Origin of the sequence: [Enterobacter] lignolyticus SCF1, from assembly GCF_000164865.1 — a bacterium.
Taxonomy (GTDB): Bacteria; Pseudomonadota; Gammaproteobacteria; order Enterobacterales; family Enterobacteriaceae; genus Enterobacter_B; species Enterobacter_B lignolyticus.
This window is the reverse complement of sequence record NC_014618.1, coordinates 2,523,912-2,547,387: the sequence shown is the minus strand read 5'-3', so window position 1 is coordinate 2,547,387 and position 23,476 is coordinate 2,523,912. Positions and strand designations below refer to the sequence as shown.

The 23,476-nt window shown below is 57.4% G+C and carries 23 protein-coding genes; 15 read left to right on the top strand and 8 right to left on the bottom strand.

Features of this window, described 5'->3' with window-relative positions; genetic code table 11:
* Positions 1-8: 8 nt before the first annotated feature.
* Positions 9-989 carry a YdcK family protein gene (gene ydcK, locus ENTCL_RS11985; protein ID WP_013366394.1) on the bottom strand — a complete coding sequence of 327 codons (981 nt, stop codon included), beginning with the start codon at positions 987-989 and terminating at the stop codon, positions 9-11.
* Between the two features lie 111 nt (positions 990-1,100).
* On the opposite strand from ydcK, the gene tehA reads away from it, so the two are divergent.
* Positions 1,101-2,105 carry a dicarboxylate transporter/tellurite-resistance protein TehA gene (gene tehA / locus ENTCL_RS11980; RefSeq protein ID WP_013366393.1) on the top strand — a complete coding sequence of 335 codons (1,005 nt, stop codon included), beginning with the start codon at positions 1,101-1,103 and terminating at the stop codon, positions 2,103-2,105.
* Entirely contained in the window at positions 2,102-2,698 is a 597-nt protein-coding gene (gene tehB, locus ENTCL_RS11975; RefSeq protein WP_013366392.1) for a tellurite resistance methyltransferase TehB, read from the top strand. Before tehA ends, tehB begins: the two co-directional genes overlap by 4 nt.
* On the opposite strand, the gene pepT is transcribed toward tehB, so the two are convergent.
* Positions 2,695-3,930, bottom strand: a complete 1,236-nt coding sequence (gene pepT, locus ENTCL_RS11970) for a peptidase T (RefSeq protein WP_013366391.1) — start codon at positions 3,928-3,930, stop codon at positions 2,695-2,697. The two genes, tehB and pepT, sit on opposite strands and share 4 nt — an antisense overlap.
* Before the next feature lie 93 nt (positions 3,931-4,023).
* Here pepT and ENTCL_RS11965 point away from each other — a divergent pair, with 93 nt between their 5' ends.
* The gene (locus ENTCL_RS11965; RefSeq protein WP_013366390.1) at positions 4,024-5,616 is read left to right on the top strand and encodes an ABC transporter substrate-binding protein; all 1,593 of its coding nucleotides are present in this window, start codon (positions 4,024-4,026) and stop codon (positions 5,614-5,616) included.
* A 135-nt stretch (positions 5,617-5,751) separates the two neighbouring features.
* On the top strand, positions 5,752-6,420 hold the full coding sequence (locus ENTCL_RS11960; RefSeq protein WP_013366389.1) for a DUF3313 domain-containing protein: 669 nt from the start codon (positions 5,752-5,754) through the stop codon (positions 6,418-6,420).
* Between the two features lie 31 nt (positions 6,421-6,451).
* On the opposite strand, the gene ENTCL_RS11955 is transcribed toward ENTCL_RS11960, so the two are convergent.
* Positions 6,452-7,360, bottom strand: coding sequence for a DMT family transporter (locus tag ENTCL_RS11955; protein ID WP_013366388.1), 909 nt, complete (start codon positions 7,358-7,360; stop codon positions 6,452-6,454).
* Between ENTCL_RS11955 and ENTCL_RS23700 the strand changes: the two genes are divergently transcribed.
* Together ENTCL_RS23700 and ENTCL_RS11950 are read left to right on the top strand one after the other, a co-directional pair.
* Positions 7,359-7,511: a hypothetical protein gene (locus tag ENTCL_RS23700; protein ID WP_157865545.1), complete on the top strand. Its 153-nt coding sequence runs from the start codon at positions 7,359-7,361 to the stop codon at positions 7,509-7,511. The genes ENTCL_RS11955 and ENTCL_RS23700 overlap by 2 nt on opposite strands.
* 33 nt (positions 7,512-7,544) lie before the next feature.
* Positions 7,545-8,417 (top strand): AraC family transcriptional regulator, encoded by an 873-nt coding sequence (locus tag ENTCL_RS11950; protein WP_013366387.1) that lies wholly within the window; start codon positions 7,545-7,547, stop codon positions 8,415-8,417.
* Here ENTCL_RS11950 and ENTCL_RS11945 read toward each other — a convergent pair.
* Complete coding sequence (locus ENTCL_RS11945) at positions 8,397-9,593, bottom strand: benzoate/H(+) symporter BenE family transporter (RefSeq protein WP_071841399.1); 1,197 nt, start codon at positions 9,591-9,593, stop codon at positions 8,397-8,399. The genes ENTCL_RS11950 and ENTCL_RS11945 overlap by 21 nt on opposite strands.
* A 101-nt stretch (positions 9,594-9,694) precedes the next feature.
* Here ENTCL_RS11945 and ENTCL_RS11940 point away from each other — a divergent pair, with 101 nt between their 5' ends.
* The 3 genes from ENTCL_RS11940 to ENTCL_RS11930 all read left to right on the top strand — a co-directional run bounded on the left by ENTCL_RS11940 (position 9,695) and on the right by ENTCL_RS11930 (position 13,102).
* Entirely contained in the window at positions 9,695-10,273 is a 579-nt protein-coding gene (locus tag ENTCL_RS11940) for a hypothetical protein (protein ID WP_013366385.1), read from the top strand.
* Positions 10,274-10,318: 45 nt separating this feature from the next.
* Entirely contained in the window at positions 10,319-10,861 is a 543-nt protein-coding gene (locus ENTCL_RS11935) for a helix-turn-helix domain-containing protein (protein WP_013366384.1), read from the top strand.
* Between the two features lie 276 nt (positions 10,862-11,137).
* Entirely contained in the window at positions 11,138-13,102 is a 1,965-nt protein-coding gene (locus ENTCL_RS11930) for a peptidase U32 family protein (RefSeq protein WP_013366383.1), read from the top strand.
* A gap of 31 nt (positions 13,103-13,133) precedes the next feature.
* Here ENTCL_RS11930 and ENTCL_RS11925 read toward each other — a convergent pair whose 3' ends face one another.
* The 4 genes from ENTCL_RS11925 to ENTCL_RS11915 all read right to left on the bottom strand — a co-directional run bounded on the left by ENTCL_RS11925 (position 13,134) and on the right by ENTCL_RS11915 (position 16,071).
* Entirely contained in the window at positions 13,134-13,427 is a 294-nt protein-coding gene (locus ENTCL_RS11925) for a hypothetical protein (RefSeq protein ID WP_013366382.1), read from the bottom strand.
* Positions 13,428-13,538: 111 nt separating this feature from the next.
* Positions 13,539-13,664 carry a DUF2474 family protein gene (locus tag ENTCL_RS22975; protein WP_013366381.1) on the bottom strand — a complete coding sequence of 42 codons (126 nt, stop codon included), beginning with the start codon at positions 13,662-13,664 and terminating at the stop codon, positions 13,539-13,541.
* The gene (cydB, locus tag ENTCL_RS11920; RefSeq protein ID WP_013366380.1) at positions 13,664-14,674 is read right to left on the bottom strand and encodes a cytochrome d ubiquinol oxidase subunit II; all 1,011 of its coding nucleotides are present in this window, start codon (positions 14,672-14,674) and stop codon (positions 13,664-13,666) included. Before cydB ends, ENTCL_RS22975 begins: the two co-directional genes overlap by 1 nt.
* Positions 14,674-16,071, bottom strand: coding sequence for a cytochrome ubiquinol oxidase subunit I (locus ENTCL_RS11915; protein WP_013366379.1), 1,398 nt, complete (start codon positions 16,069-16,071; stop codon positions 14,674-14,676). The genes cydB and ENTCL_RS11915 overlap by 1 nt, the downstream gene beginning before the upstream one ends.
* Positions 16,072-16,363: 292 nt before the next feature.
* Here ENTCL_RS11915 and tnaC point away from each other — a divergent pair, with 292 nt between their 5' ends.
* From tnaC to ENTCL_RS11890, 6 genes are all read left to right on the top strand, one after another.
* Positions 16,364-16,441 carry a tryptophanase leader peptide gene (tnaC, locus tag ENTCL_RS24160; RefSeq protein ID WP_203415279.1) on the top strand — a complete coding sequence of 26 codons (78 nt, stop codon included), beginning with the start codon at positions 16,364-16,366 and terminating at the stop codon, positions 16,439-16,441.
* A 249-nt stretch (positions 16,442-16,690) separates the two neighbouring features.
* A complete protein-coding gene (gene tnaA, locus ENTCL_RS11910; RefSeq protein WP_013366378.1) occupies positions 16,691-18,106 on the top strand; it encodes a tryptophanase in 1,416 nt (471 codons plus the stop codon).
* Positions 18,107-18,214: 108 nt separating this feature from the next.
* Complete coding sequence (gene tnaB, locus ENTCL_RS11905; RefSeq protein WP_013366377.1) at positions 18,215-19,465, top strand: low affinity tryptophan permease TnaB; 1,251 nt, start codon at positions 18,215-18,217, stop codon at positions 19,463-19,465.
* A 101-nt stretch (positions 19,466-19,566) separates the two neighbouring features.
* Complete coding sequence (locus ENTCL_RS11900; protein ID WP_044612127.1) at positions 19,567-20,979, top strand: aminotransferase-like domain-containing protein; 1,413 nt, start codon at positions 19,567-19,569, stop codon at positions 20,977-20,979.
* A gap of 321 nt (positions 20,980-21,300) precedes the next feature.
* Positions 21,301-22,446 (top strand): putative ABC transporter substrate-binding protein YdcS, encoded by a 1,146-nt coding sequence (ydcS, locus tag ENTCL_RS11895; protein WP_013366375.1) that lies wholly within the window; start codon positions 21,301-21,303, stop codon positions 22,444-22,446.
* A gap of 16 nt (positions 22,447-22,462) precedes the next feature.
* Complete coding sequence (locus tag ENTCL_RS11890; protein ID WP_013366374.1) at positions 22,463-23,476, top strand: ABC transporter ATP-binding protein; 1,014 nt, start codon at positions 22,463-22,465, stop codon at positions 23,474-23,476.

The window sequence follows — 23,476 nt, the reverse complement described above, 5'->3', positions numbered from 1 at the left end:
CCCCTGGCCTACAGCGACCCTAACAGCGGCGTGCGGGTGATCCGCGCGTCGCCGTTAATGACCTTGCGTCCGCGCAGGTGAATCGTGTCGCCGTCGTAGGCCTCAATCACCGCATTTTCGGTAATCTCAACGTGATGCTCGATCACCACATCGCCGCTGATGCGGGCGTGGCCTTCCACCAGCACGTTGTCGTCGAGCAGCACCGGGCCGCCGCGCAGCCAGGCGTAGCCGCCGACCAGCACCCGGTGTTTCAGCACGCAGTTGCCTTCGACGACGGCGTTTTCCGCGACCTGTGCGCTGTAGCGCAGCGTGGGAATGGCGTCGTCGCCGCGCCCGGCGACCACCCGCGCCTGGCCGTACACTTTGGCACAATCGCACAGCCAGACGTTGTTTTCCTCGTTGCCCTGGATAATCGCCGCATCAAAGACCTCCGCCCGATGCTCAATAAACGCCTGATCGACGATGGCGTCGCCGTACACCTGCGCCTGATGGACAATTCGCGAGCGGCTGACCGTCGCGCGGTCGTAAATCTGCAGACGCTGTTCCTTATCCCGCGTGAGTCCTCTGGCGGCGATGATGTCGCAGTCGTTGAGGACCCGGGCGCTGCCGAAGAGGCGGCATTCGCCGCGCACGCGGGAGTTTTTTACCGTGACGTTGTCACTTAATTCGGCGCTGTCGCCGATCTCCGAGGTCTCCACAACGGCGTTTCCCACCACCCGCGCGCCGTGGCTGAGCACGCAGGCGCCGTAAATACGCGCGTTTTCCTCGACCCGGGCATCGGCGAAGACCATACTGTTTTCGTCGTAGATCCAGCACGCTCCCTGCTGGCTCAGCGCCTGCGGCGAATCCACCCAGCCGCCGGCGGCGCCCTGTTTAACGTCGGCAAAATCGCGCAGGGCGATCACCTGCCAGAGGTCGACGCTTTTTTTCTCACCGTCCTGCTGATAGTGAAAGACGCGGGAGGCGGTACTGAGGCGGTATTTGTTCATCGCAGTTCTCATCACGAGTGATTAACATAAACGTAGCAAAGAATTTCAGTGACGCCGTAGATAACATTACTTTAAAATGCAACTTCAAAATTATTTGAAAGATTAAACGCAATGAACGGACTATCGACGGAAGCCAAAGTGCTTCATCTTCCCGCCGGCTACTTTGGTATGGTGCTTGGCACTATCGGCATGGGCTTCGCCTGGCGCTACGCCAGCACTATCTGGCCGGTGAGTCCGCATATCGGTAATGGCCTGGTGATACTGGCCATCGCCATGTGGGGGCTGTTGACTCTGGCGTTTATCACCCGGCTGCTGCGCTTTCCGGCGAGCGTGGTGGAGGAGATGCGCCACCCGGTGGCCAGCAGCTTCGTCAGCCTGTTTCCGGCCACCACCATGCTGGTGGCGATTGGCGTAACGCCGTGGCTGCGGCCGCTGGCGCTGGCGCTGTTTTCCGTCGGCGTGGTGCTACAGCTTGCCTATGCGGCCTGGCAGAGCGCCGGGCTATGGCGCGGCAAACATCCGGGCGAGGCCACCACGCCGGGGCTGTATCTGCCGACGGTGGCCAACAACTTTATCAGCGCGATGGCCTGCGGCGCGCTGGGGTTTACCGACGCCGGACTGGTGTTTCTCGGCGCCGGGATCTTCTCCTGGCTGAGCCTTGAGCCGGTGATTTTGCAGCGCCTGCGCAGCAGCGGCGAGCTGCCCGCGCCGCTGCGCACCTCGCTTGGCATCCAGCTGGCGCCCGCGCTGGTCGCCTGTAGCGCCTGGCTTGCGGTCAACGGCGGCCAGACCGACGTGCTGGCGAAGATGCTCTTTGGCTACGGGCTGCTGCAGCTGCTGTTTATGCTGCGCCTGATGCCGTGGTATCTGAAACAGCCGTTTAATGCCTCATTCTGGAGCTTCTCGTTCGGCGTGTCCGCGCTGGCGACCACCGGGCTGCATCTGGGGCAGGCGGCGACGTCCGGGTTTTTTCATACCCTTGCGATTCCGCTGTTTATTTTTACCAACGCCATCATCGCATTTTTGCTGATTCGCACGCTGAGCCTGCTGCTGAGCGGCAAGCTGCTGATCCGCGTTGAACGTTCGACATTATCAGGAAAAAAGGAACCATCATGACCGTTCGTGACGAAAATTATTTCACCGAAAAATATGGCCTGACCCGCACCCATTCCGAAGTGCTGAACGCGGTTGCGCACGTCGCGCCGGGCAGCGCGCTGGATTTGGGCTGCGGCAACGGTCGTAACAGCCTGTATCTGGCGGCAAACGGTTTTGACGTGACGGCATGGGATAAAAATCCCATGAGCATCAATAATCTGGAGTCAATCAGAAGCGCGGAAGGGCTGGATAATCTGCGCGCGAGCGTGGCCGATCTTAACAGCCTGCGCTTTGACGGCGAGTATGACTTTATTCTCTCGACGGTGGTGCTGATGTTCCTTGACGCCGGGACCATTCCGGGGCTTATCGCGAATATGCAGCGCTGCACCCGTCCCGGCGGCTGGAACCTGATTGTCGCGGCCATGGACACCGACGATTATCCCTGCACCGTCGGCTTCCCGTTCGCCTTCAGGCCCGGCGAGCTGCGCGACTATTACGCGGGCTGGACGCTGGCCAGATACAATGAAGACGTCGGCGAGCTGCACCGCACCGACGCCGACGGCAACCGCATCAGGCTGCGCTTCGCTACGCTGCTGGCGCGCAAACCGGCCTAACAGCGCGCGGCCAGCAGGCAGAGCTGGAGCGCCATCTGGTATGAGGCCTCGAACGATCGCAGCGGCAGGAATTCAAACGGCGAGTGGAAGTTATGCGCGCCGGTGAAGAAGTTCGGGGTCAGCAGACCTTTCGCCGACAGCGCGGCGCCGTCCGTACCGCCGCGCATCGGCGTTGGTCTGGGATGAATGCCGAGGTCTTCCATAGCCTCGAACATCAGGTCAATCGCGCGCCGATCTTCGCCGATGGCGCTGCTGATATTGCTGTAGATATCGTTAATCGTAAACTCGACCTTTGCCGTCGGATACTGCGCGGCAATCGCCTGCACAACGTCGGCAATCTGCTGCTTGCGGCGGGCAAAGCTGGCGCTGTCGAAATCGCGGATGCTGGCCTGCAGCACCGCCGCGCTCTGGGCCGCCTCCATGCCGTTAAACCACACGTAGCCCTCGCGTCCGGCGGTATGCTCCGGCGTTTGCTGGCGGTCAAAATGGCTGATGAAATCCATCGCCATCAGTAGCGGGTTCACCAGCACGCCTTTTGCCGACATCGGGTGCGCCGTTACGCCGGTAAAGCGAATTTCGGCCGACGCCGCATTAAAGTTCTCGTAGACGATTTCCCCCAGCTCGCAGCAGTCGATGGTCCAGGCGAAATCGACGTTAAAGCGGCGCTCAATGTCCAGCGCTTTCGCGCCGCGTAGCCCAACTTCTTCGTCCGGCACAAAGGCGACCACGATATCGCCGTGCCGATGCGCCGCCGTCAGGTTCTCCAGCAGCGTCATCACCACCGTGACGGCCGCTTTGTTGTCGGCGCCCAGCACGCTGGTGCCGTCGCTGAAGATAATCTCTTCGTTTGGATAGGCGAGAATTTCAGGGTGCTCGTCAACGCGCAGCCAGATGCCTTTTTCCGGGTTCAGGCAGAGGTCTTCACCGCTAAAGCGCAGGATCTGCGGATGAATATCCGGCGACAGACCGACGTCTACGGTGTCGATATGGGTGATGAACCCCACTCGCGGCGCGCCCGCCACATTGCCTTTTTTCACCGCCGTTACCGTGGCGTGTTCGTCAATCACTATCTCCTCAAGCCCCAGCGTCCGTAGCTCATCGGCCAGCAGCCGCGCCATCGCGTACTGCCCCTCGGTGGTGGGCAGCGTGGCGGCGCTGGCGTCGCTCTGGCTGCTGACGGCCAGGTAGCGAAAGAAGCGTTGGGTTAATTGACTGGAGAGCGACGTTGCCATAGTGATTCCTTCTTTATTCGTGAGATCAGGTGTTTGCATGCAATTTTTGATGTTATGTATGGAAGGCTAAACCAATAAGAACAGGAAATGGACATGAAATGCAAACTGACAATACTTGCGCTGGCGGTTGCGGCTCTGACGGTAAGTTCCACCGTCGCGGCGAAAACGCTGGTCTACTGCTCTGAGGGATCGCCGGAGAATTTTAACCCCCAACTCTATACCTCGGGCACCAGCGTGGATGCCAGCGCGGTGCCCATCTATAACCGGCTGGTGGATTTCCGCGTGGGAACCACGGAGCTGCAGCCGAGCCTCGCCGAGCGCTGGGAGGTGAGTGAGGACGGTACGGAGTACACCTTCCATCTGCGCAAAGGGGTGAAGTTCCAGAGCAACAAATACTTCACGCCGAGCCGCGATTTTAACGCCGACGATGTGATTTTTTCCTTCATGCGGCAGAAGGACCCGGCAAACCCGTATCACATGGTTTCCGGCGGCAGCTATGCCAATTTTGAAAGCCTGGAGTTCGGCAAACTCATCACTGCCATCAATAAGATTGACGATCATACGGTGCGCTTCACCCTGGCGCACGCCGAAGCGCCGTTCGTCGCCGACCTCGGCTGGTACTTCGCCTCCATTCTCTCCGCCGAATACGCCGACGCGATGCTGAAAGCAGGGACGCCGGAGCGGGTGGATATGGACCCGGTCGGCACCGGGCCGTTTAAGCTGGCGCAATACCAGAAAGATTCGCGCATTCTGTTTACCGCTTTTGCGGATTACTGGCAGGGTAAAGCGAAAATCGATCGGCTGGTATTTAGTATTACGCCGGATGCCTCGGTACGTTATGCCAAACTGGAAAAGAATGAATGTCAGGTAATGCCATTTCCTAATCCCGCCGATCTGCCGCGCATGAAGGAAAATAAAAATATAACCCTGATGAATAAATCAGGGCTGAATACCGGCTTCCTCGCCTTTAATACGCAAAAGCCGCCGCTGGATAATAGTAAAGTGCGTCAGGCGCTGGCGATGGCTATTAATAAGCCCGCGATCGTCGAGGCGATATTTCACGGCACCGGCACGGCGGCGAAGAATTTACTGCCGCCGGGCGTGTGGAGTGCGGATGCCGATCTTAAGGACTACGATTATTCGCCGGAAAAGGCCAGGGCGTTGCTTAAAGAGGCCGGGTTTGCCGACGGTTTGACCATTGACCTGTGGGCGATGCCGGTTCAGCGGCCCTATAACCCGAACGCCAGGCGGATGGCGGAGATGATTCAGGCGGACTGGGCGAAAATCGGCGTTACCGCCAAAATCACCTCCTACGAGTGGGGCGAGTACCTTAAGCGCGTAAAAGACGGCGAGCATCAGGCGGCGCTGATGGGCTGGACCACGGCAACCGGCGACCCGGACAACTTCTTCGGCCCGCTGTTTACCTGCCAGTCCGCCAACGGCGGCTCGAACTCGGCGAAATGGTGCTATCCGCCGTTTGACGCGCTCATCGCCCAGGCGAAGTCGATTACCGACCGCGAGCAGCGAACGGCGCTGTATAAGCAGGCTCAACAGATGATGCATGACCAGATGCCGGCGGTGATGATCGCGCACTCAACGATATTTGAGCCGGTACGTAAAGACATTTCAGGTTACGAAATTGATCCTTTTGGTAAGCATATTTTTTATCAGGTGGATTTGAAATAATTAACCAAAGTCACCCGCCGTTCTGGCGGGTGACTCATTTATCTGATTTTTGCCGGATCGCTGTTTTTGCAACAACGTGGCCGCAATGGTTTTGCTATAAAGCGGAGGCATTTGTGCATTTACAGGGATTAACTCATGCGTACAATTACGTTATTTAAGGTAGCCGCCCTTGCGGGCACCTTGGCATTGACAGGATGTGCATCGAAACTCGCGCAGCCGAATCAATATTCCGGCTTTTTAAAAGATTATTCTAATCTCAAGGAAACCACGTCGGCTTCGGGTAAACCGGAGCTGCGCTGGATAGATCCGCACTTCGACCCGAAAAATTACGACAACATCGTTTATAACCCGATTATTTATTATCCGGTGCCTAAACCAAGCACCCAGATCGGTCAGCAGGTGCTGGACGGCATTCGCAACTACACCAACCAGCAGCTTAAACAGGCGATTTCCGAGAGGAGAACGCTGGCCGCCGCGGCAGGTCCGCGTAGCCTGATTTTCCGCGGCGCTATCACCGGGGTGAACTCCAGTAAAGAAGGGCTGCAGTTCTATGAAGTTATCCCGGTGGCGATGATTGTGGCGGGAACGCAGGCGGCAACGGGGCACCGCACCATGGATACCAACCTGTACTTTGAAGGTGAGTTAATTGATGCGGCAACCAATAAGCCGGTGGTGAAAGTGGTTCGTAAGAACGAGGGGCAGACGTTAGCCAACGAAACGACGCCGATGACCATCGATACCCTGAAACAGGTTATCGATGACATGGCGGTTGATGCCGTGAAGTTCGACGCTTCTAAGAAATAACTGAGAAGCCCGGAGCGCGCTCCGGGTTCTTTTATGCCGTCGTTTTAGACAGCGCGCGCCGTCTGAACCAGGTTTCCGGTTTAGCAAACATCACCAGATTTCCCACCAGGATAAGCGCCAGGCCGAAGACGGCATTGGCATGCCAGACATAGCCTTCATAGAACGTTGAAATCGTCAGCGCCACCAGCGGAAACAGCAGGGTGCTGTAGGCGGCATTGGCCGGACCGATGCGCCCGACCAGCGTAAAGTAGGCGCCAAAGGCGATAACCGAACCGAACAGCGCCAGATACAGCAGCGCGCCGAGGTAGCTCACCGTCCATTGCGGCATAAAGCTGTCGCCGCGAACCAGCGCAATAGCGCCCATCACCAGCGTGCCGTAGAGCATCGCCCAGCTGTTGGTGGTCAGGGTTTCCAGGCCGCGGCGCTGGTGTCGGAGGCTCAGCATGTTGCCGAGTGAAAAACCGTAGGTGCCCAGCGCGCTAAGGCCGACGCCCATCAGCAGCTCGCGGCTCATACCGCTGGCCTGAAGATCGTCCCAGAACAGGGTCACGATGCCGATAAGCCCCAGCAGCGCGGCGAGCCAGAAGCGGGCAGGCGGCTGCTGGCGAAAGAAGATAAAGCTGTTTATCGCGTTAAACAGCACGGCCATGGAGAAAATAACCGACTCCAGCCCGGTGTTGATCCACGCCGCGGCGGTGTAAAAGCACCAGAAGTTGAAGCAAAACACGCAGCAGCCCTGAATCATGCAGAAGAGATGATCGCGCAGCGCCAGACGGCGCAGACGGCCCATCAGCCCCAGAACCACCAGCAGGGTGACGCTCGCCACCGCAAACCGCCAGAAAATAGAGACCGGCGCCGGGACGGGGCCCTGTTGTAAAAAGATGGCAATCCAGGTGGTGCCCCAGATAACCACCACCAGAAGGTAGAGGAGGACGTTCATGTTTTCGCTCCGCAACAGCAATGAAAAGCGCAAGTATGGCGCTGGCATCGCGCCGGTGCTTGCAGCAGGTTGCGGAGGAATTGCAAAATCTTGCGCTTTTTTCGCCGGGCTTCAGGCCTCAGGGCTGGCAACGGCAGGCAACAATTCATAGACTACGTAGAGACTAATTTGTAAAGCGGATGTTATGTCACACTCTTACGGTACCTTCGAAACGCTGCGCCAGCAAAACGCCGTACTGCGCGATACGGTCGATCTTCACTCCGGTATTCAGCTGGCGGCCTGGTTCAACAATCGCGATACCGTCACCGTGAACAGCAACCACCATACCCTCAGCCTGTATATTGCGGACGGCTACGAAAGCTACCATAAAACGCCCCATGGCTGGAAAAACGGCGGCGGGCCGGATCGTTTCTGTCTGATGCCGCAGGAGAGCGAATCGAGCTGGGACATTCGTGGCAATCTGTCGTTTGTGCACCTGTACTGCACCGACGCGCACCTGCGCGACGTGGGCGAGCAGATCTGGGACAAGCGCCCGGCCGCCTTCAGTCTTGATGAAAAAACCTTTGCCCATGATGACAAGATAACCTCGCTGTACCGCCATTTTTTGCTGGGCTGCGACTGGCATCAGCAGGCTAATCAGCTGGCGCTGAGTACCGCCAGCACGCTGCTGCTGACGCATTTAATCCAGCGTTACGCCAACGTGCAGTGGCAGCTGCCGAAGGTGACCGGTGGGCTGGCGCCCGTGGTGCTGCGCAATGTGCTGGCGTTTATTGACAGCCATCTTGATAAGCCGCTGATGCTGGCGGAGCTGGCGCAGGAGGCGGCGCTGAGCGAGTATCATTTCGCGCGTATGTTCCGCCAGTCGATGCAGGTGGCGCCGCATCAGTACGTAATGCAGCGGCGGATGGAAAAAGCCCAGCAGCTGGTGCGCCACAGCGCGCTGCCGCTGACCGACATCGCGCTGGCCTGCGGGTTTAACTCCGCCAGCCATTTCAGCAACCGCTTCAAAAGCGTGACCGGGCTGACGCCGTCCAGACTACGCGCGGCGAGCCAGTGACAGCGCGCTAAAGCAAAGACCTCCCGCGATAAGCCCCCAGAACGCTGACCCGATGCCGCCGAGCGTCAGGCCGCTGGCGGTCACCAGAAACGTCACCATCGCCGCATCCCGCTCGCTCTCCTGCGCCAGCGCTTGCACCAGGCTGCCGCTGAGGGTGCCGAGCAGCGCAAGGCCCGCCAGCATCTGGATCCAGGCGACGGGCAGCGCCGCCATCAGCGAGGTTATCGAACCGCCGAACACGCCCGCCAGCAGGTAAAACACACCTGCGGCCGCCGCCGCTTTCCAGCGCTGATGCGGGTCCGGATGCGCGTCCGGGCTCTGGCAGATAGCGGCGGTGATCGCGGCGATACAGACCGAGTAGACGCCAAACGGCGACAGCAGCAGGGCGAGAGCGCCGGTAATGACGATCGTCGATGACGCCGGGACGCGGTAGCCGGAGGCCTGCAGGGTGGCGAATCCCGGCGCATTCTGCGACGCCATAGTGACCAGGAAGAAGGGCAGCCCGATGCTCAGCAGCAGCGCAGGTTCGAAATGTGGCGCGATGTAGCGCGGTACGACCACGGCAAAATGAACCGCCGTCGCGTTCACGTCCCCCAGCAGCAGGGCCGCGACGCTGCCCGCCAGCAGCGCGGCGACCACCGCATAGCGCGGTGCGAGCGCCTTACCGGCAAGCCAGGCCAGCAGCATGCTGCCGCACAGCCAGAGGTTCTGCGGCAGAGCGCTGAATGCCTGCAGACCAAAACGCAATAAAATACCCGCCAGCATCGCCGCCGCCAGCGAGTGCGGCACGATTTTCATGATCCGCGCAAACAGCCCGGTAATGCCGCACAGTACGATCAGGGCGTTGGCAAAAATAAACATCCCGACGGCGTCGTTGAGGCTAACCCCCTGCAGCCCGCTGACCAGCAGCGCCGCGCCGGGCGTTGACCATGCGGTGAGAACCGGTACTTTACGCCAGAGGGTCAGCAGCAGGGTGCTGACCCCCATCGCCAGGCCCAGCGCGGTCATCCACCCGGCGATATCCTGCGCGGTCGCGCCCGCGGCGCTTGCCGCCTGCCAGATGATGGCGGCGGAGCTGGCATAGCCGACCAGCACGGCAACGAAACCGGCCAGCAGCGTGGGGAAAGGAAGTGCGGGCGTGCGCATGGAACTCACCTTGTGCGTTATAACGTCCATGAAAGGTAGCATTGGGCGCTATAGCGCACAACTGGGAAATGTAAATATCAAAGAAAAACGTTAAGATATGCATGAAAATACAGGGAAAGTCAGGTGGGATGATGCGTTATAACCTTCAACAGTGCAGGCGGTTTATCTTTTCGAAAACGTTTGCCGTCATGGCGCTGGTCAGCACAGCGCTGCTGCTGATTTTTTGGTACATGCTGTGGGCTTCCGCGTTATCGGGCCGCACGGCGCTGGACAAATCCTTTCCTGAACTCACGATTTACCTGACAGTTTGCTGCATCATTGGGGTCATTTTTGCCGCGCGTGCCGTGTACCGACCCCCGGCAGGAAAAACGCCGAAGTATGTGTTCGAGGTGTTTGGCCATGGATTTTGCCTCGGTTTGATGCTGGTACTAAACAGCTTTGACGTTTACGTCTATTTGTTCCCCGATAAAACCGTGCAGTATGTCTCCGACTATGATGTGGTGTTCCCCGGTCCATCCAGGGGGAAATCAGGCCATTGTGAAGCGGGGATCTGGATTGACGCCCCCTATAGCCATCGTCAGAAACAGCTTTGCACCAACAAAACCGATCTGTTTTTGCGTCGTAAACAGGGGATGGACGGTGTATGGGTGACTGCGCGGGTTAACAAGCTGGGGACCTATATTGTTGATTATACTTTTATTTATAAATAGCCTGGCCTGCGCCGTATTTCGCCAGTTTTGCTTACGGGAACCGCTATGAATATTGCACAACATCTGGCAGTGACGCTAAAAACGCTGCGCCAGCAGCGGGGCTGGAGCCTGTCCCGGCTGGCGGAGGAGACGGGCGTATCGAAGGCGATGCTCGGACAAATCGAGCGCAATGAATCCAGCCCGACGGTGGCGACGCTGTGGAAAATCGCCACCGGGCTCAACGTCCCGTTTTCGCTGTTCATCACGCCGCCGGAGAGCGAGGCGGCGGCCTACGACCCGCAGCAGCAGGCGATGGTGGTGACGCCGCTGTTTCCGTGGGATGCGGAGCTGCGCTTCGACCATTTCTCCATCATGCTGGCGCCCGGCGCGCTCAGCGAGTCGGCGCCGCACGAGGCGGGCGTTATCGAGCACGTGGTGACCATCAGCGGGACGCTGGATATGCGTATCGACGGGCGCTGGCAGCAGGTCGCCGCTGGCGAAGGGCTGCGCTTTGCCGGTGATGCCGCCCATGCCTATCGCAACAGCACTGATGAAACCGTGCATTTTCATTCGCTGATCCACTACCCAAAAGAAAAATCCGCAGGCTAAGAGCCCACCCTGTCAGGCAATTTCAGCTGCCTGTCGGGATAGGCTCTCGTCTGCGGTAAATAACGACGACGAATGACAATTTCACAACGTGACGAGGAAAATCCGGAATACGTTCCGACAGTAGCGTTTCCGCGCCCGCCGGGGAAATAGCGATTTCACCGATGTTTTGCCGGATTCCGGCAATAGCCCGTCCTGCGGGGCGGAAAATGATTTCGTCCGGCGCGACTTCTGACTACAATAGCCGCCATTTTGACCATAACGGATAACGACGATTGTATGCGCCTGCAAAACCATCATCTCGAACTACTCAGCCCGGCCCGCGACGCGGCCATCGCCCGTGAAGCCATTCTGCACGGTGCGGACGCGGTCTATATCGGCGGCCCCGGGTTTGGCGCCCGTCATAACGCCAGCAACAGCCTGAGCGATATCGCCGGGCTGGTGCCGTTTGCCCATCGCTATGGCGCGAAGGTGTTTGTGACGCTGAACACCATTCTGCATGATGATGAACTGGAGCCCGCGCAGGCGCTGATTACCGACCTGTACCAGACCGGCGTTGATGCGCTGATCGTCCAGGACATGGGGATCCTCGAGCTGGATCTACCGCCAATTGAGCTGCACGCCAGCACCCAGTGCGATATCCGCAGCGTCGAGAAGGCGAAGTTTCTCGCTGACGCCGGCTTCAGCCAGATTGTTCTGGCGCGCGAACTGAACCTTGAGCAGATTCAGGCAATCCATGCGTCTGCCGATGCGACCATCGAGTTCTTTATTCACGGCGCGCTGTGCGTCGCCTATTCCGGACAGTGCTATATCTCCCATGCCCAGACCGGACGCAGCGCCAACCGCGGCGACTGCTCGCAGGCGTGCCGTCTGCCGTACACCCTGAAAGACGATCAGGGGCGGGTCGTGGCGTATGAAAAACACCTGCTGTCGATGAAAGACAACGATCAGACCGCGAACCTGGCGGCGCTTATTGACGCGGGCGTGCGCTCGTTCAAAATTGAGGGCCGCTATAAGGACATGAGCTACGTGAAGAACATCACGGCGCACTATCGCCAGATGCTCGACGCCATCATTGAAGACCGGGGCGACCTGGCGCGCTCATCGGCGGGACGTACCGAACATTTCTTTATTCCATCAACCGACAAAACCTTCCACCGCGGCAGCACCGACTATTTTGTTAACGCCCGTAAAGGCGATATCGGCGCGTTCGACTCGCCGAAATTTATCGGCCTGCCGGTCGGTGAAGTGCTGAAGGTCGGTAAAGATCACCTCGACGTCGAAGTGACCGAACCGCTGGCGAACGGCGACGGGCTGAATGTGATGATCAAGCGTGAAGTTGTCGGCTTTCGCGCCAACACGGTAGAGAAAACCGGCGAAAACCGCTATCGCGTCTGGCCGAACGAAATGCCCGCGGATCTGCATAAAGCGCGCCCGCACCAGGCGCTTAACCGCAACCTTGACCACAACTGGCAGCAGGCGCTGCTGAAAACCTCCAGCGAGCGCCGTATCGCCGTGGATATCGAGCTCGGTGGCTGGCAGGAGCAGCTGATCCTGACCATGACCAGCGAGGATGGCGTCAGCGTGACCCATACCCTCGACGGCCAGTTTGCTGTGGCCGACAACGCGGAAAAAGCGCTGAGCAACCTGCAGGACGGCATCGCGAAGCTCGGACAGACTCTCTACTACCCGCGCGAAGTGGCGGTGAATCTGCCGGGCGCGCTGTTTGTACCCAACAGCCTGGTCAACCAGCTGCGCCGTGAAACGGTCGGGATGCTGGATGAGGCCCGTCTGGCGGCCTATCAGCGCGGCAGCCGCAAGCCGGTGTCGGTGCCGCCGCCGGTCTATCCGGAAACACACCTGACGTTCCTGGCCAACGTTTACAACCATAAGGCCCGCGAATTTTACCAGCGCTACGGCGTGCAGCTGATCGATGCGGCCTACGAGGCCCACGAAGAGAAGGGCGATGTGCCGGTGATGATCACCAAACACTGCCTGCGTTTCGCCTTCAATCTGTGTCCGAAACAGGCCAAAGGCAACATCAAGAGCTGGCGTGCGACGCCGATGCAGCTGGTGCACGGCGATGAGGTGCTGACGCTGAAGTTCGACTGCCGGCCGTGCGAAATGCACGTGGTGGGCAAGATGAAAAACCACATCTTCAAAATGCCGCTGCCGGGCAGCGTGGTGGCGTCGGTGAGCCCGGAAGAGCTGCTGAAGACGTTACCGAAGCGGAAGAACGGATAGAAAAACAGGGGCGAATGCCCCTGTTTTTACATTACCGCTTGTCCTCAGGCGGGATCGGTTTTTTGCCGTCGTGATGATAGTTTTTATCATCGTGACGATGGTTTTTATCCTGGTCCGGACCATTGTGATCGTAACGGTGATCTTTGTTGTCATGACGGTACTCCTTACCGTCATGATGCATATTTTTGTCGTTATGATGATAATCTTTGCCATCATGGCGCTGTTCCGGGTGCTGCCCCGGCTGATATGGCGGGTTGTCAGCCGCAAACACGGTAGAAACAAAACCAAACGCCATTACGGCGGCCAACGTTAAGATTTTTTTCATAGTAACCTCTGGACTCACTGACTGAGCGATACCCAGTTCATCATAGAATAGTGATGAAATTGTGGAGAACGACGGGTTTGAGATTTCTCCTGGCGCCCGTCATTCGGCTTATCAGGACTTAAACCCGGCGGCGGTCATCAGCAGGCGAAAGACGCCGCCTACCAGCGCCAGCGCCAGTACGCTGCCTCCCCAGAGCAATACCAGCCATAGCAGACGGTTAACGAGCGATTTTTGCATCAGTGGTACCCCTCGCCGTGCTGCACCTTGCCGCGAAACACGTAGTAGCTCCAGAAGGTGTAGACCAGAATAATCGGGATGATCAGCAGCGCGCCGACCAGCATAAAGCCCTGGCTCTGCGCGGGCGCTGCCGCCTGCCAGAGGGTGATATCCGGCGGAATGATGTGTGGCCAGATGCTGATGCCGAGTCCGCTAAAGCCAAGGAAGATAAGTCCCAGCGTCAGCACGAACGGCAGGGCATGCATCTGCGGGTTAGCCAGTCCCTTCCACAGCCAGAAGCCCAGCGCCAGGGTCAGTACCGGCACCGGCAGCAGGAACCACAGGTTCGGCAGACTGAACCAGCGCGAGGCGATGGCCGGATGCGCGAGCGGGGTCCACAGGCTGATAACGGCAATCACCGCCAGCATCGCCAGCAGCAGCGTGCGGGAGACCCGGCGCATTCTGCCGAGCAGCGGCGCCTCGCTTTTCATCACCAGCCAGGCGGCGCCCAGCAGGGCGTAGGCGATGACCAGCCCAACGCCGCAAAACAGGGTAAACGGCGTGAGCCAGTCGAACGGCCCGCCCGCATAGGCGCGGTTTGCCACCGGGAAGCCGTTCAGTACGGCGCCGACCACTACGCCCTGACAGAAGGTGGCAAGGATCGAGCCGCCGAGAAAGGCGTTATCCCAGAACGGACGGTGCGACGGCGTGGCTTTAAAGCGAAACTCAAACGCTACGCCGCGGAAGATAAGGCCGATCAGCATCAGCGTCAGCGGAATGGTCAGCGCGTCGATGATCACCGCGTACGCCAGCGGAAATGCGCCAAACAGCCCCGCGCCGCCGAGGACCAGCCAGGTTTCATTACCATCCCAGACCGGAGCGACGCTGTTGACCATCACGTCGCGATCTTCGGCATCCCGCACGAAGGGGAACAGGATGCCGATGCCTAAATCAAACCCGTCCATCACGATATACATCAGCGTGGCGAAGACGATGATGACAAACCAGATAACCGATAAATCGATGCCCATTAGTGCGTCTCCTTGTGCTGATAGCCGTCAATCGCCGCGGAAAGCGGGCGGGCAGGGGTACCGTGCCCGGGCGGCAGCGCGTCCTGCGGGCCTTTGCGAATCAGGCGCACCATGTAGCTGTAGCCAATGCCGAACACCGACATATACACCACGAAAAAGGTCAACAGGCTGATGCTCATATGCAGATCGCCGTGGGCGGAAACCGCATCCGACGTGCGCTGCAGGCCATACACCACCCACGGCTGGCGCCCCACCTCGGTGGTGACCCATCCGGCGAGGATAGCGACCAGGCCGGAAGGCCCCATCCACAGGGCAAAGCGCAGGAACGGGCGCGAGGTGTAAAGACGCTCGCCCTTACGTAGCCACAGCGCCAGTACGCCAAGCAGGATCATCAGCCCGCCAAGCCCGGCCATGAGGCGAAACGACCAGAAAACGATGGTTGAATTTGGCCGGTCCTCTTTGGGGAACTCTTTTAACGCCGGAACCTGTTTGTCCAGGCTGTGGGTCAGGATAAGGCTGCCGAGCGCGGGAATTTCCAGCCCGAAGCGGGTGCGCTCCTGCGCCATATCCGGCCAGCCGAACAGCAGCAGCGGCGTCGGCTCTCCCGGCGGGTTCTCCCAGTGCCCTTCGATGGCGGCAATCTTCGCAGGCTGATGCTTGAGGGTGTTCAGCCCGTGCATATCGCCAATCAGCGCCTGCAGCGGCGCGACAATCAGGGTCATCCACAGCGCCATGGAGAACATTGCCCGGATAGCCGGCGTGTTGTTGCCTTTGAGCAGGTGCCAGGCGGCGGAGGCGCCAACGAACAGCGCGCTGCTCAGGAACGCGGCCACCGACATGTGCAGCAGGCGATACGGGAAGGAAGGGTTAAAGACCACCGCAAACCAGTCGACCGGCACCACCTGGCCGTTGACGATTTCATAGCCCTGCGGGGTTTGCATCCAGCTGTTGGAGGCGAGGATCCAGAAGGTGGAGATAATGGTGCCCAGCGCTACCATGCAGGTGGAGAAGAAATGCAGGCCCGGCCCGACCTTGTTCCAGCCGAACAGCATGACGCCGAGGAACCCGGCTTCAAGGAAGAAAGCGGTCAGCACTTCATAGGTCAGCAGCGGGCCGGTGATGCTGCCCGCGAACTGAGAGAATCCGCTCCAGTTGGTGCCGAACTGATAAGCCATCACCAGGCCCGAAACGACGCCCATGCCGAAGTTCACGGCGAATACCTTCGACCAGAAGGTATACAGCGAACGCCAGACGGGATTTTTCGTCTTCAGCCATAATCCTTCCAGCACCGCCAGATAGCTGGCGAGCCCGATGGTGATCGCCGGGAAGATAATGTGAAAAGAGACGGTGAACGCGAACTGTATTCGCGCAAGGTGGAATGCGTCTAAACCGAACATGCAAACTCCGCATTGAAAAAGATATCAGTGCGATTTTAAGACGCGCCGCGCCGGGGTTGCAGAGACAGAACCGCGTGATTTACCTATAACAGTTGCGGTACTGTTATTCGTTGTATCGACCGTTTTTGGCGAGACGAACTACGCGCTAGTGTTAAGAAAATGTATACCCTGAGAACTGTTATATAAGGAATGAAGTTAACTGTGATGGTATTCACAGTTGGATAAAGGAAAGATAGAAAAATAAAATCATTGAAGTAATGTAACCACTATCTTTCGTGGGAGTTGATCTATTATGGCTATGTCTAATAATGTCTGCCTTACCGCAAAGTGGTTCAATATTGACACTATGATTGTCAATCATCGCCCTTGAGTCCTCGTTTTTTCCTGTCTGTGTAAAATAAACATTAACGGATTTATTAATCTGTTCTGTTTGTTACGTCCTGAATAAATTGAAGCTTATGTAAACCATCAGCAGCCAGCTCCGTTGTACGGGCGGCATTTGCTGTTGTTGTTTGGCATGAGGCGATTTGTTCTGGATTCTCGCTGCCATATTAATTTCGCTAAACACTTTCGCAATAAGTGTTATCGGTTTTTGCATGCCAAAATAAAGGAATACATGATGAATAACTTTCAGCATTTACCAGAACCGTTCCGCATTCGTGTTATCGAGCCGGTAAAACGCACCACCAGAGAACACCGTGAAAATGCAATATTAAAGGCCGGGATGAACCCGTTCCTGTTGGACAGTGAAGATGTTTTTATCGATCTATTAACCGATAGCGGCACCGGCGCCATCACGCAGAATATGCAGGCAGCAATGATGCGTGGCGATGAGGCCTACAGCGGTAGCCGGAGCTACTATGCATTAGCCGACGCTGTCAAAAAGATATTTGGTTATAATTACACAATTCCAACCCACCAGGGCCGCGGCGCCGAACAGATTTATATTCCCGTTTTAATTAAAAAACGGGAGCAAGAAAATGGCCTCGACAGAAGTAAAATGGTGGTGTTCTCCAACTATTTCTTTGATACCACGCAGGGGCACAGCCAGATAAACGGCTGTACCGTGCGCAACGTCTACGTAAAAGAAGCATTTGATACCTCAATTCGCTATGACTTTAAAGGTAACTTTGATCTTCAGGCGCTTGAGGACGGTATTAAAGAAACGGGTGCAGAAAACGTACCTTATATTGTGGCAACCATTACCTGTAACTCCGCCGGGGGGCAGCCGGTGTCGATGGCGAACCTGAAGGCCATGTACCGCCTTGCGAAAAAATACAATATTCCGGTAGTAATGGATTCCGCGCGCTTCGCGGAAAACGCCTACTTTATTAAGCAACGGGAAGCGGAATATAAGGACTGGAGCATCGAGGCGATTACCTTCGAAGCCTATAAATATGCGGATATGCTGGCGATGTCGGCGAAGAAAGACGCAATGGTGCCAATGGGCGGGCTGCTGTGCTTTAAAGACGATAGCTTCTTCGACGTCTACACGGAATGCCGAACCATCTGCGTCGTTCAGGAAGGTTTCCCAACCTACGGCGGTTTAGAAGGCGGGGCCATGGAGCGTCTTGCGGTCGGGCTTCAGGATGGCATGAACTACGACTGGCTGGCCTACCGCATCACGCAAATCCAGTATCTGGTGGATGGGCTCGAAGAGATTGGCGTCGTCTGCCAGCAGGCCGGTGGTCACGCGGCGTTTGTTGATGCCGGGAAGCTGCTGCCGCACATTGCTCCGGATCAATTCCCGGCCCAGGCGCTGGCCTGCGAGCTGTACAAAGTGGCCGGGATCCGGGCCGTGGAAATCGGCTCATTCCTGCTGGGCCGCGACCCGAAAACCGGCAAGCAGCTGCCGTGTCCGGCAGAGCTGCTGCGCCTGACCATTCCGCGCGCTACCTATACGCAGACCCACATGGACTTTATTATCGAGGCCTTTAAACACGTTAAGGAGAATGCCGCCAACATTAAAGGATTAACCTTTACCTATGAGCCGAAAGTGCTGCGTCACTTTACGGCAAAACTGAAAGAAATTTAATAAAAACTATTATGCATGGTTATATTCGTCGTTATAGCCATGCATATTCTTTCCATTGCGATCAACGGTCGTGATGAATTACAGATCCGCTCGGCATGAGAGGGTATCATGGAAAATAAGTCGAATACGAAACATTCTTCCTTTTGGGGTATTATGGTGATAGCCGGTACCGTGATCGGTGGAGGGATGTTTGCTTTACCTGTCGATCTGGCTGGCGCATGGTTTTTTTGGGGTGCCTGTATTTTAGCCATTTCGTGGTTTTGCATGATGCATTCAGGACTATTGTTACTGGAGGCCAACTTAAACTATCCGGTAGGTTCCAGCTTCAATACCATAACAAAAGATCTGATTGGCAACGGCTGGAATATTTTTAGCGGCATTACCGTCGCCTTTGTGTTGTATATATTGACATACGCCTACATCTCGGCAAATGGCGCCATCATCAGCGAAACCATTGCAATAAATTCTGGCTATCAGGTTAACCCACGGTTGATTGGCATTTTAACGGCGATTTTTGTCGCTGGTGTTTTATGGTTTAGCTCGCTGGCCGCAAGCCGGATCACTTCGCTGTTTCTGGGAATTAAGATTATCGCGTTTATCGTGGTATTTGGATCGCTGTTCTTCCAGGTCGACTATTCCATTCTGCGTGACGTTACAAAGGAAGCCGGCGGCGGCGAATCCTACTTTTTATATGTCTTTATGGCCGTTCCCGTCTGTCTGGCCTCTTTTGGTTTTCATGGCAATATCCCGAGCCTTATCATTTGCTACGGCAAACGTACCGATAAATTAATAAAAAGCGTTGTGCTCGGTTCGCTACTGGCGCTCGGCATCTATCTGTTCTGGCTGTACTGTACTATGGGCAATATTCCACGGGTGAATTTTAAAGAGATTATTTCCTCCGGCGGCAACGTCGATTCTTTAGTGCACTCTTTTATGGGCACTAATCAAACCCGGGTGATTGAAATATTCCTGCTGATTTTTTCTAACCTCGCGGTGGCAAGTTCATTTTTTGGCGTAACCCTGGGGTTATTTGATTATCTGGCCGATCTGTTTAAGCTGGACAGTTCAAACAGCGGACGATTTAAAACGGTATTGCTAACGTTTCTGCCGCCGAGCCTGCTGTATCTGATTTTTCCGAACGGGTTTATCTACGGCATAGGCGGAGCAGGGCTCTGCGCCACAATATGGGCGGTGATTGTACCGGCGATTCTGGCGTTAAAAGCGAGACAAAAATTCCCTCATAAAACCTTTACGGTTTGGGGCGGAAACGTCATTCCCGTGGTGGTCATTACCTTTGGCGTGGTGGTCATTCTGTGCTGGTTTGGACGCACCTTTAACCTGTTACCGCAGATGAGCTAAACGTCGCGCGCTTTCGCATTTTTATACATAACAGTTTTCATAACAGGCAAGTTATCTGATTCTGTTATATGATGACGAAAAGGTCATCGGCGGAAGCGATCGTGAAAAAATATCAGCGCCTGGCGCAGCAAATCACCGAGCAGATTACCCTTGGGGTGTGGCAGCCGGGCGACCGGTTGCCGTCGCTGCGCGAGCAGGTCACGATAAGCGGCATGAGCTTTATGACCGTCGGCCATGCTTACCAGCTGCTGGAAAGCCAGGGACGGATCGTGGCGCGTCCCCAGTCGGGCTACTACGTGGCGCCGCGCCCGGCGAAACCGCTCAGCGCCGCGGCGCCCGCCCAGGTTATGCGCGACGAAGCGGTCGATATCAATACCTATATCTTTGATGTGCTGCAGGCCAGCCGCGAGGCGGCGGTGCTGCCGTTTGCCTCGGCGTTTCCCGATCCGCGTCTGTTCCCGCTTCAGCAGCTTAACCGCTCGCTGGCGCAGGTCAGCAAAACCGCGACGGCGATGAGCGTGATTGAGAACCTGCCGCCGGGCAACGCCGACCTGCGGCATGCCATTGCCCGCCGCTATGCCCTGCAGGGCATGAACATCTCGCCCGATGAAATTGTGATTACCGCCGGCGCCCTGGAGGCGCTGAACCTCAGCCTGCAGGCGGTGACCGAACCGGGAGACTGGGTCATCGTCGAAAACCCGTGCTTTTATGGCGCGCTGCAGGCGCTTGAACGGCTGCGGCTAAAAGCGCTGTCGGTGGCGACCGACGTGAAAGAGGGTATCGATCTCAACGCGCTGGAGCAGGCGCTCAATGAGTACCCGGTGAAGGCCTGCTGGCTGATGACCAACAGCCAGAACCCGCTCGGGTTTACCCTGAGCCCGGAGAAAAAGGCGCAGCTGGTGGCGCTGCTCAGCGCGCACAACGTGATGCTTATCGAGGATGACGTGTACAGCGAGCTGTACTTTGGCCGGGAAAAACCGCTGCCGGCTAAGGCCTGGGATCGGCAGGATATGACGCTGCACTGCAGCTCATTTTCCAAATGCCTGGTGCCGGGGTTTCGTATCGGCTGGGTGGCGGCGGGCAAGCACGCGCGGCGTATTCAGCGCCTGCAGCTGATGAGCACGCTGTCGACCAGTTCGCCGATGCAGATGGCGCTGGTGGATTATCTCGATACCAAACGCTATGACGCCCATCTGCGCCGCCTGCGCCGTCAGCTTGCGGATCGCAAACAGCTGGCCTGGCAGGCGCTGCTGCGGCACCTTCCCGCAGAGGTGAAAATTCATCATAACGACAGCGGCTACTTCCTGTGGCTGGAGCTGCCCGCCGGGGTCGACGCCGGTACGCTGGGCGCCCGGGCGCTGGAGTATAAAATCAGCATTGCCCCGGGCAAAATGTTTTCAACGACCGACAGCTGGGCCTCGTTCTTTCGGTTTAACACCGCCTGGGGATGGGGGGAGCGGGAGGAACAGGGGGTTAAAACGCTCGGACGCCTTATTCGTGAAATGATTAAATAAACGCCATTCTTATTTTCTGAAAACCTTATTCTCGTTTTAAAAATAATCCGCCACGCTAAGATAAATTGCGCGGCGGGTTATTTAACAGCCTGGCATCCACAGGAAATTCATATACGTACCCTGCCTGCATAACACGTTGTCTATACTGCAATTTGTTCCACCTGAAGGTGCTATTTTCAGCGTTATGCGTCCTTTGTCACAACCTGATGAAATTTCCGTGAGCGGGCGGGAATGCCTGCATTACGCCGTCTACTGTTATTAGGGGAGATATTTTTACGGCACGGCTGCCGCCAGTTTAATTCTGACAGGAGTAAAACGTCTATGAGCAAGAAATTTGCCCGCAGCAGCCTGTGCGCGCTGGGTTTGACCGTCATGACTGCACAAGCCGCCGAGCCGCCGACATCGCTTGATAAAGGCGAAGGGCGCCTGGATATTATCGCCTGGCCGGGGTATATCGAACGGGGCCAAACCGATAAACAATATGACTGGGTCACCCAGTTCGAAAAAGAGACCGGCTGCCAGGTGAATGTGAAAACGGCCGCCACCTCAGACGAAATGGTCAGCCTGATGGCGAAGGGCGGCTATGACCTCGTCACCGCGTCCGGCGATGCGTCTTTGCGCCTGATCATGGGCAAACGGGTGCAGCCGATTAATACCGCGCTCATTCCTAACTGGAAAACCCTCGATTCGCGCCTGGCGAAAGGCGAGTGGTTCACCGTGAAGGACAAAGTCTACGGCACGCCGTATCAGTGGGGACCCAACCTGCTGATGTATAACACCAAAACCTTTCCGACACCGCCGGACAGCTGGAGCGTGGTGTTCGTCAAACAAAACCTGCCGGACGGTAAAACCAACCTGGGCCGCGTGCAGGCCTACGACGGCCCTATCTATATCGCCGATGCCGCGCTGTTTGTGAAAGCCACGCAGCCGCAGCTGGGCATTCAGGACCCCTACCAGCTGACGGAAGCCCAGTACCAGGCGGTGCTGAAGGTGCTGCGCGATCAGCACGCCCTGATCCACCGCTACTGGCACGATACCACCGTACAGATGAGCGACTTTAAAAACGAAGGCGTGGTGGCCTCCAGCGCCTGGCCGTATCAGGCGAACGGGCTGAAGGGCGAAGGTCAGCCAGTCGCCACCGTATTCCCGAAAGAGGGGGTCACCGGCTGGGCGGATACCACCATGCTGCACGCGGAAGCTAAACACCCGGTTTGCGCCTACAAGTGGATGAACTGGTCGCTGACGCCGAAGGTGCAGGGCGATGTCGCGGCCTGGTTCGGCTCGCTGCCGGTGGTGCCTGAAGGATGTAAGGCCAGCTCGCTGCTCGGCGACAAAGGCTGTGAAACCAACGGCTACAACTTCTTCGACAAGATTGCTTTCTGGAAAACGCCGATCGCTGAAGGCGGTAAATACGTTCCCTACAGCCGCTGGACGCAGGACTACATTGCCATCATGGGCGGTCGTTAATGCCCGGGAGTAGAACATGACGTACGCTGTTGAGTTTCATGATGTCTCGCGTCTGTATGGTGATGTTCGCGCAGTAGATGGCGTTAGTATCGCGATTAAAGATGGGGAATTTTTTTCCATGCTGGGGCCGTCAGGCTCCGGCAAAACCACCTGCCTGCGGCTGATCGCCGGTTTTGAGCAGCTTTCCGGCGGCGCGATTACGATTTTTGGCAAAGAGGCCAGCGAGCTGCCGCCGTGGGAGCGCGACGTCAACACCGTGTTTCAGGATTACGCGCTGTTCCCGCATATGTCGATTCTCGATAACGTCGCCTATGGGCTGATGGTGAAAGGGATCGATAAAAAGCAGCGCTATGCCAAAGCGCAGGAGGCGCTGGAAAAAGTGGCGCTGGGCTTCGTGCAGTCGCGCAAGCCCTCGCAGCTCTCCGGCGGCCAGCGCCAGCGCGTGGCGATTGCCCGCGCGCTGGTCAATCAGCCTCGGGTTCTGCTGCTGGATGAGCCGCTTGGCGCGCTGGATCTCAAGCTTCGCGAGCAGATGCAGCTTGAGCTGAAAAAGCTGCAGCAGGAGCTGGGGATCACCTTTATTTTCGTTACCCACGACCAGGGGGAAGCGCTGTCGATGTCCGATCGCGTGGCGGTGTTCAATAACGGCCGCATTGAGCAGGTCGATACCCCGCGCGACCTGTACCTGCGCCCGCGCACGCCGTTCGTCGCCGGTTTCGTCGGCACCTCCAACGTTTTTGACGCGCCGCTTGCCGAGAAGGTCTGCGGCATGTCGGGGCTGTGGTCGCTGCGTCCAGAGCACATTCGCCTGAATGAGAGCGGTGAGATTCAGGTCAACGGCGTCGTGCAGGCCGTGCAGTACCAGGGGGCGGCCACCCGCTTTGAGATTCGCCTGCCGGACGGCGAAAAGCTGCTGGTAAGTCAGCCGAACTATAGCGGCGGCGCGCAGCCGGACGGGCCGCAGCCGGGGCAAACCGTGCTGGCGTCCTGGACCCGCGAAGCAATGGTGGCGCTGGACGGAGGGAGGTGA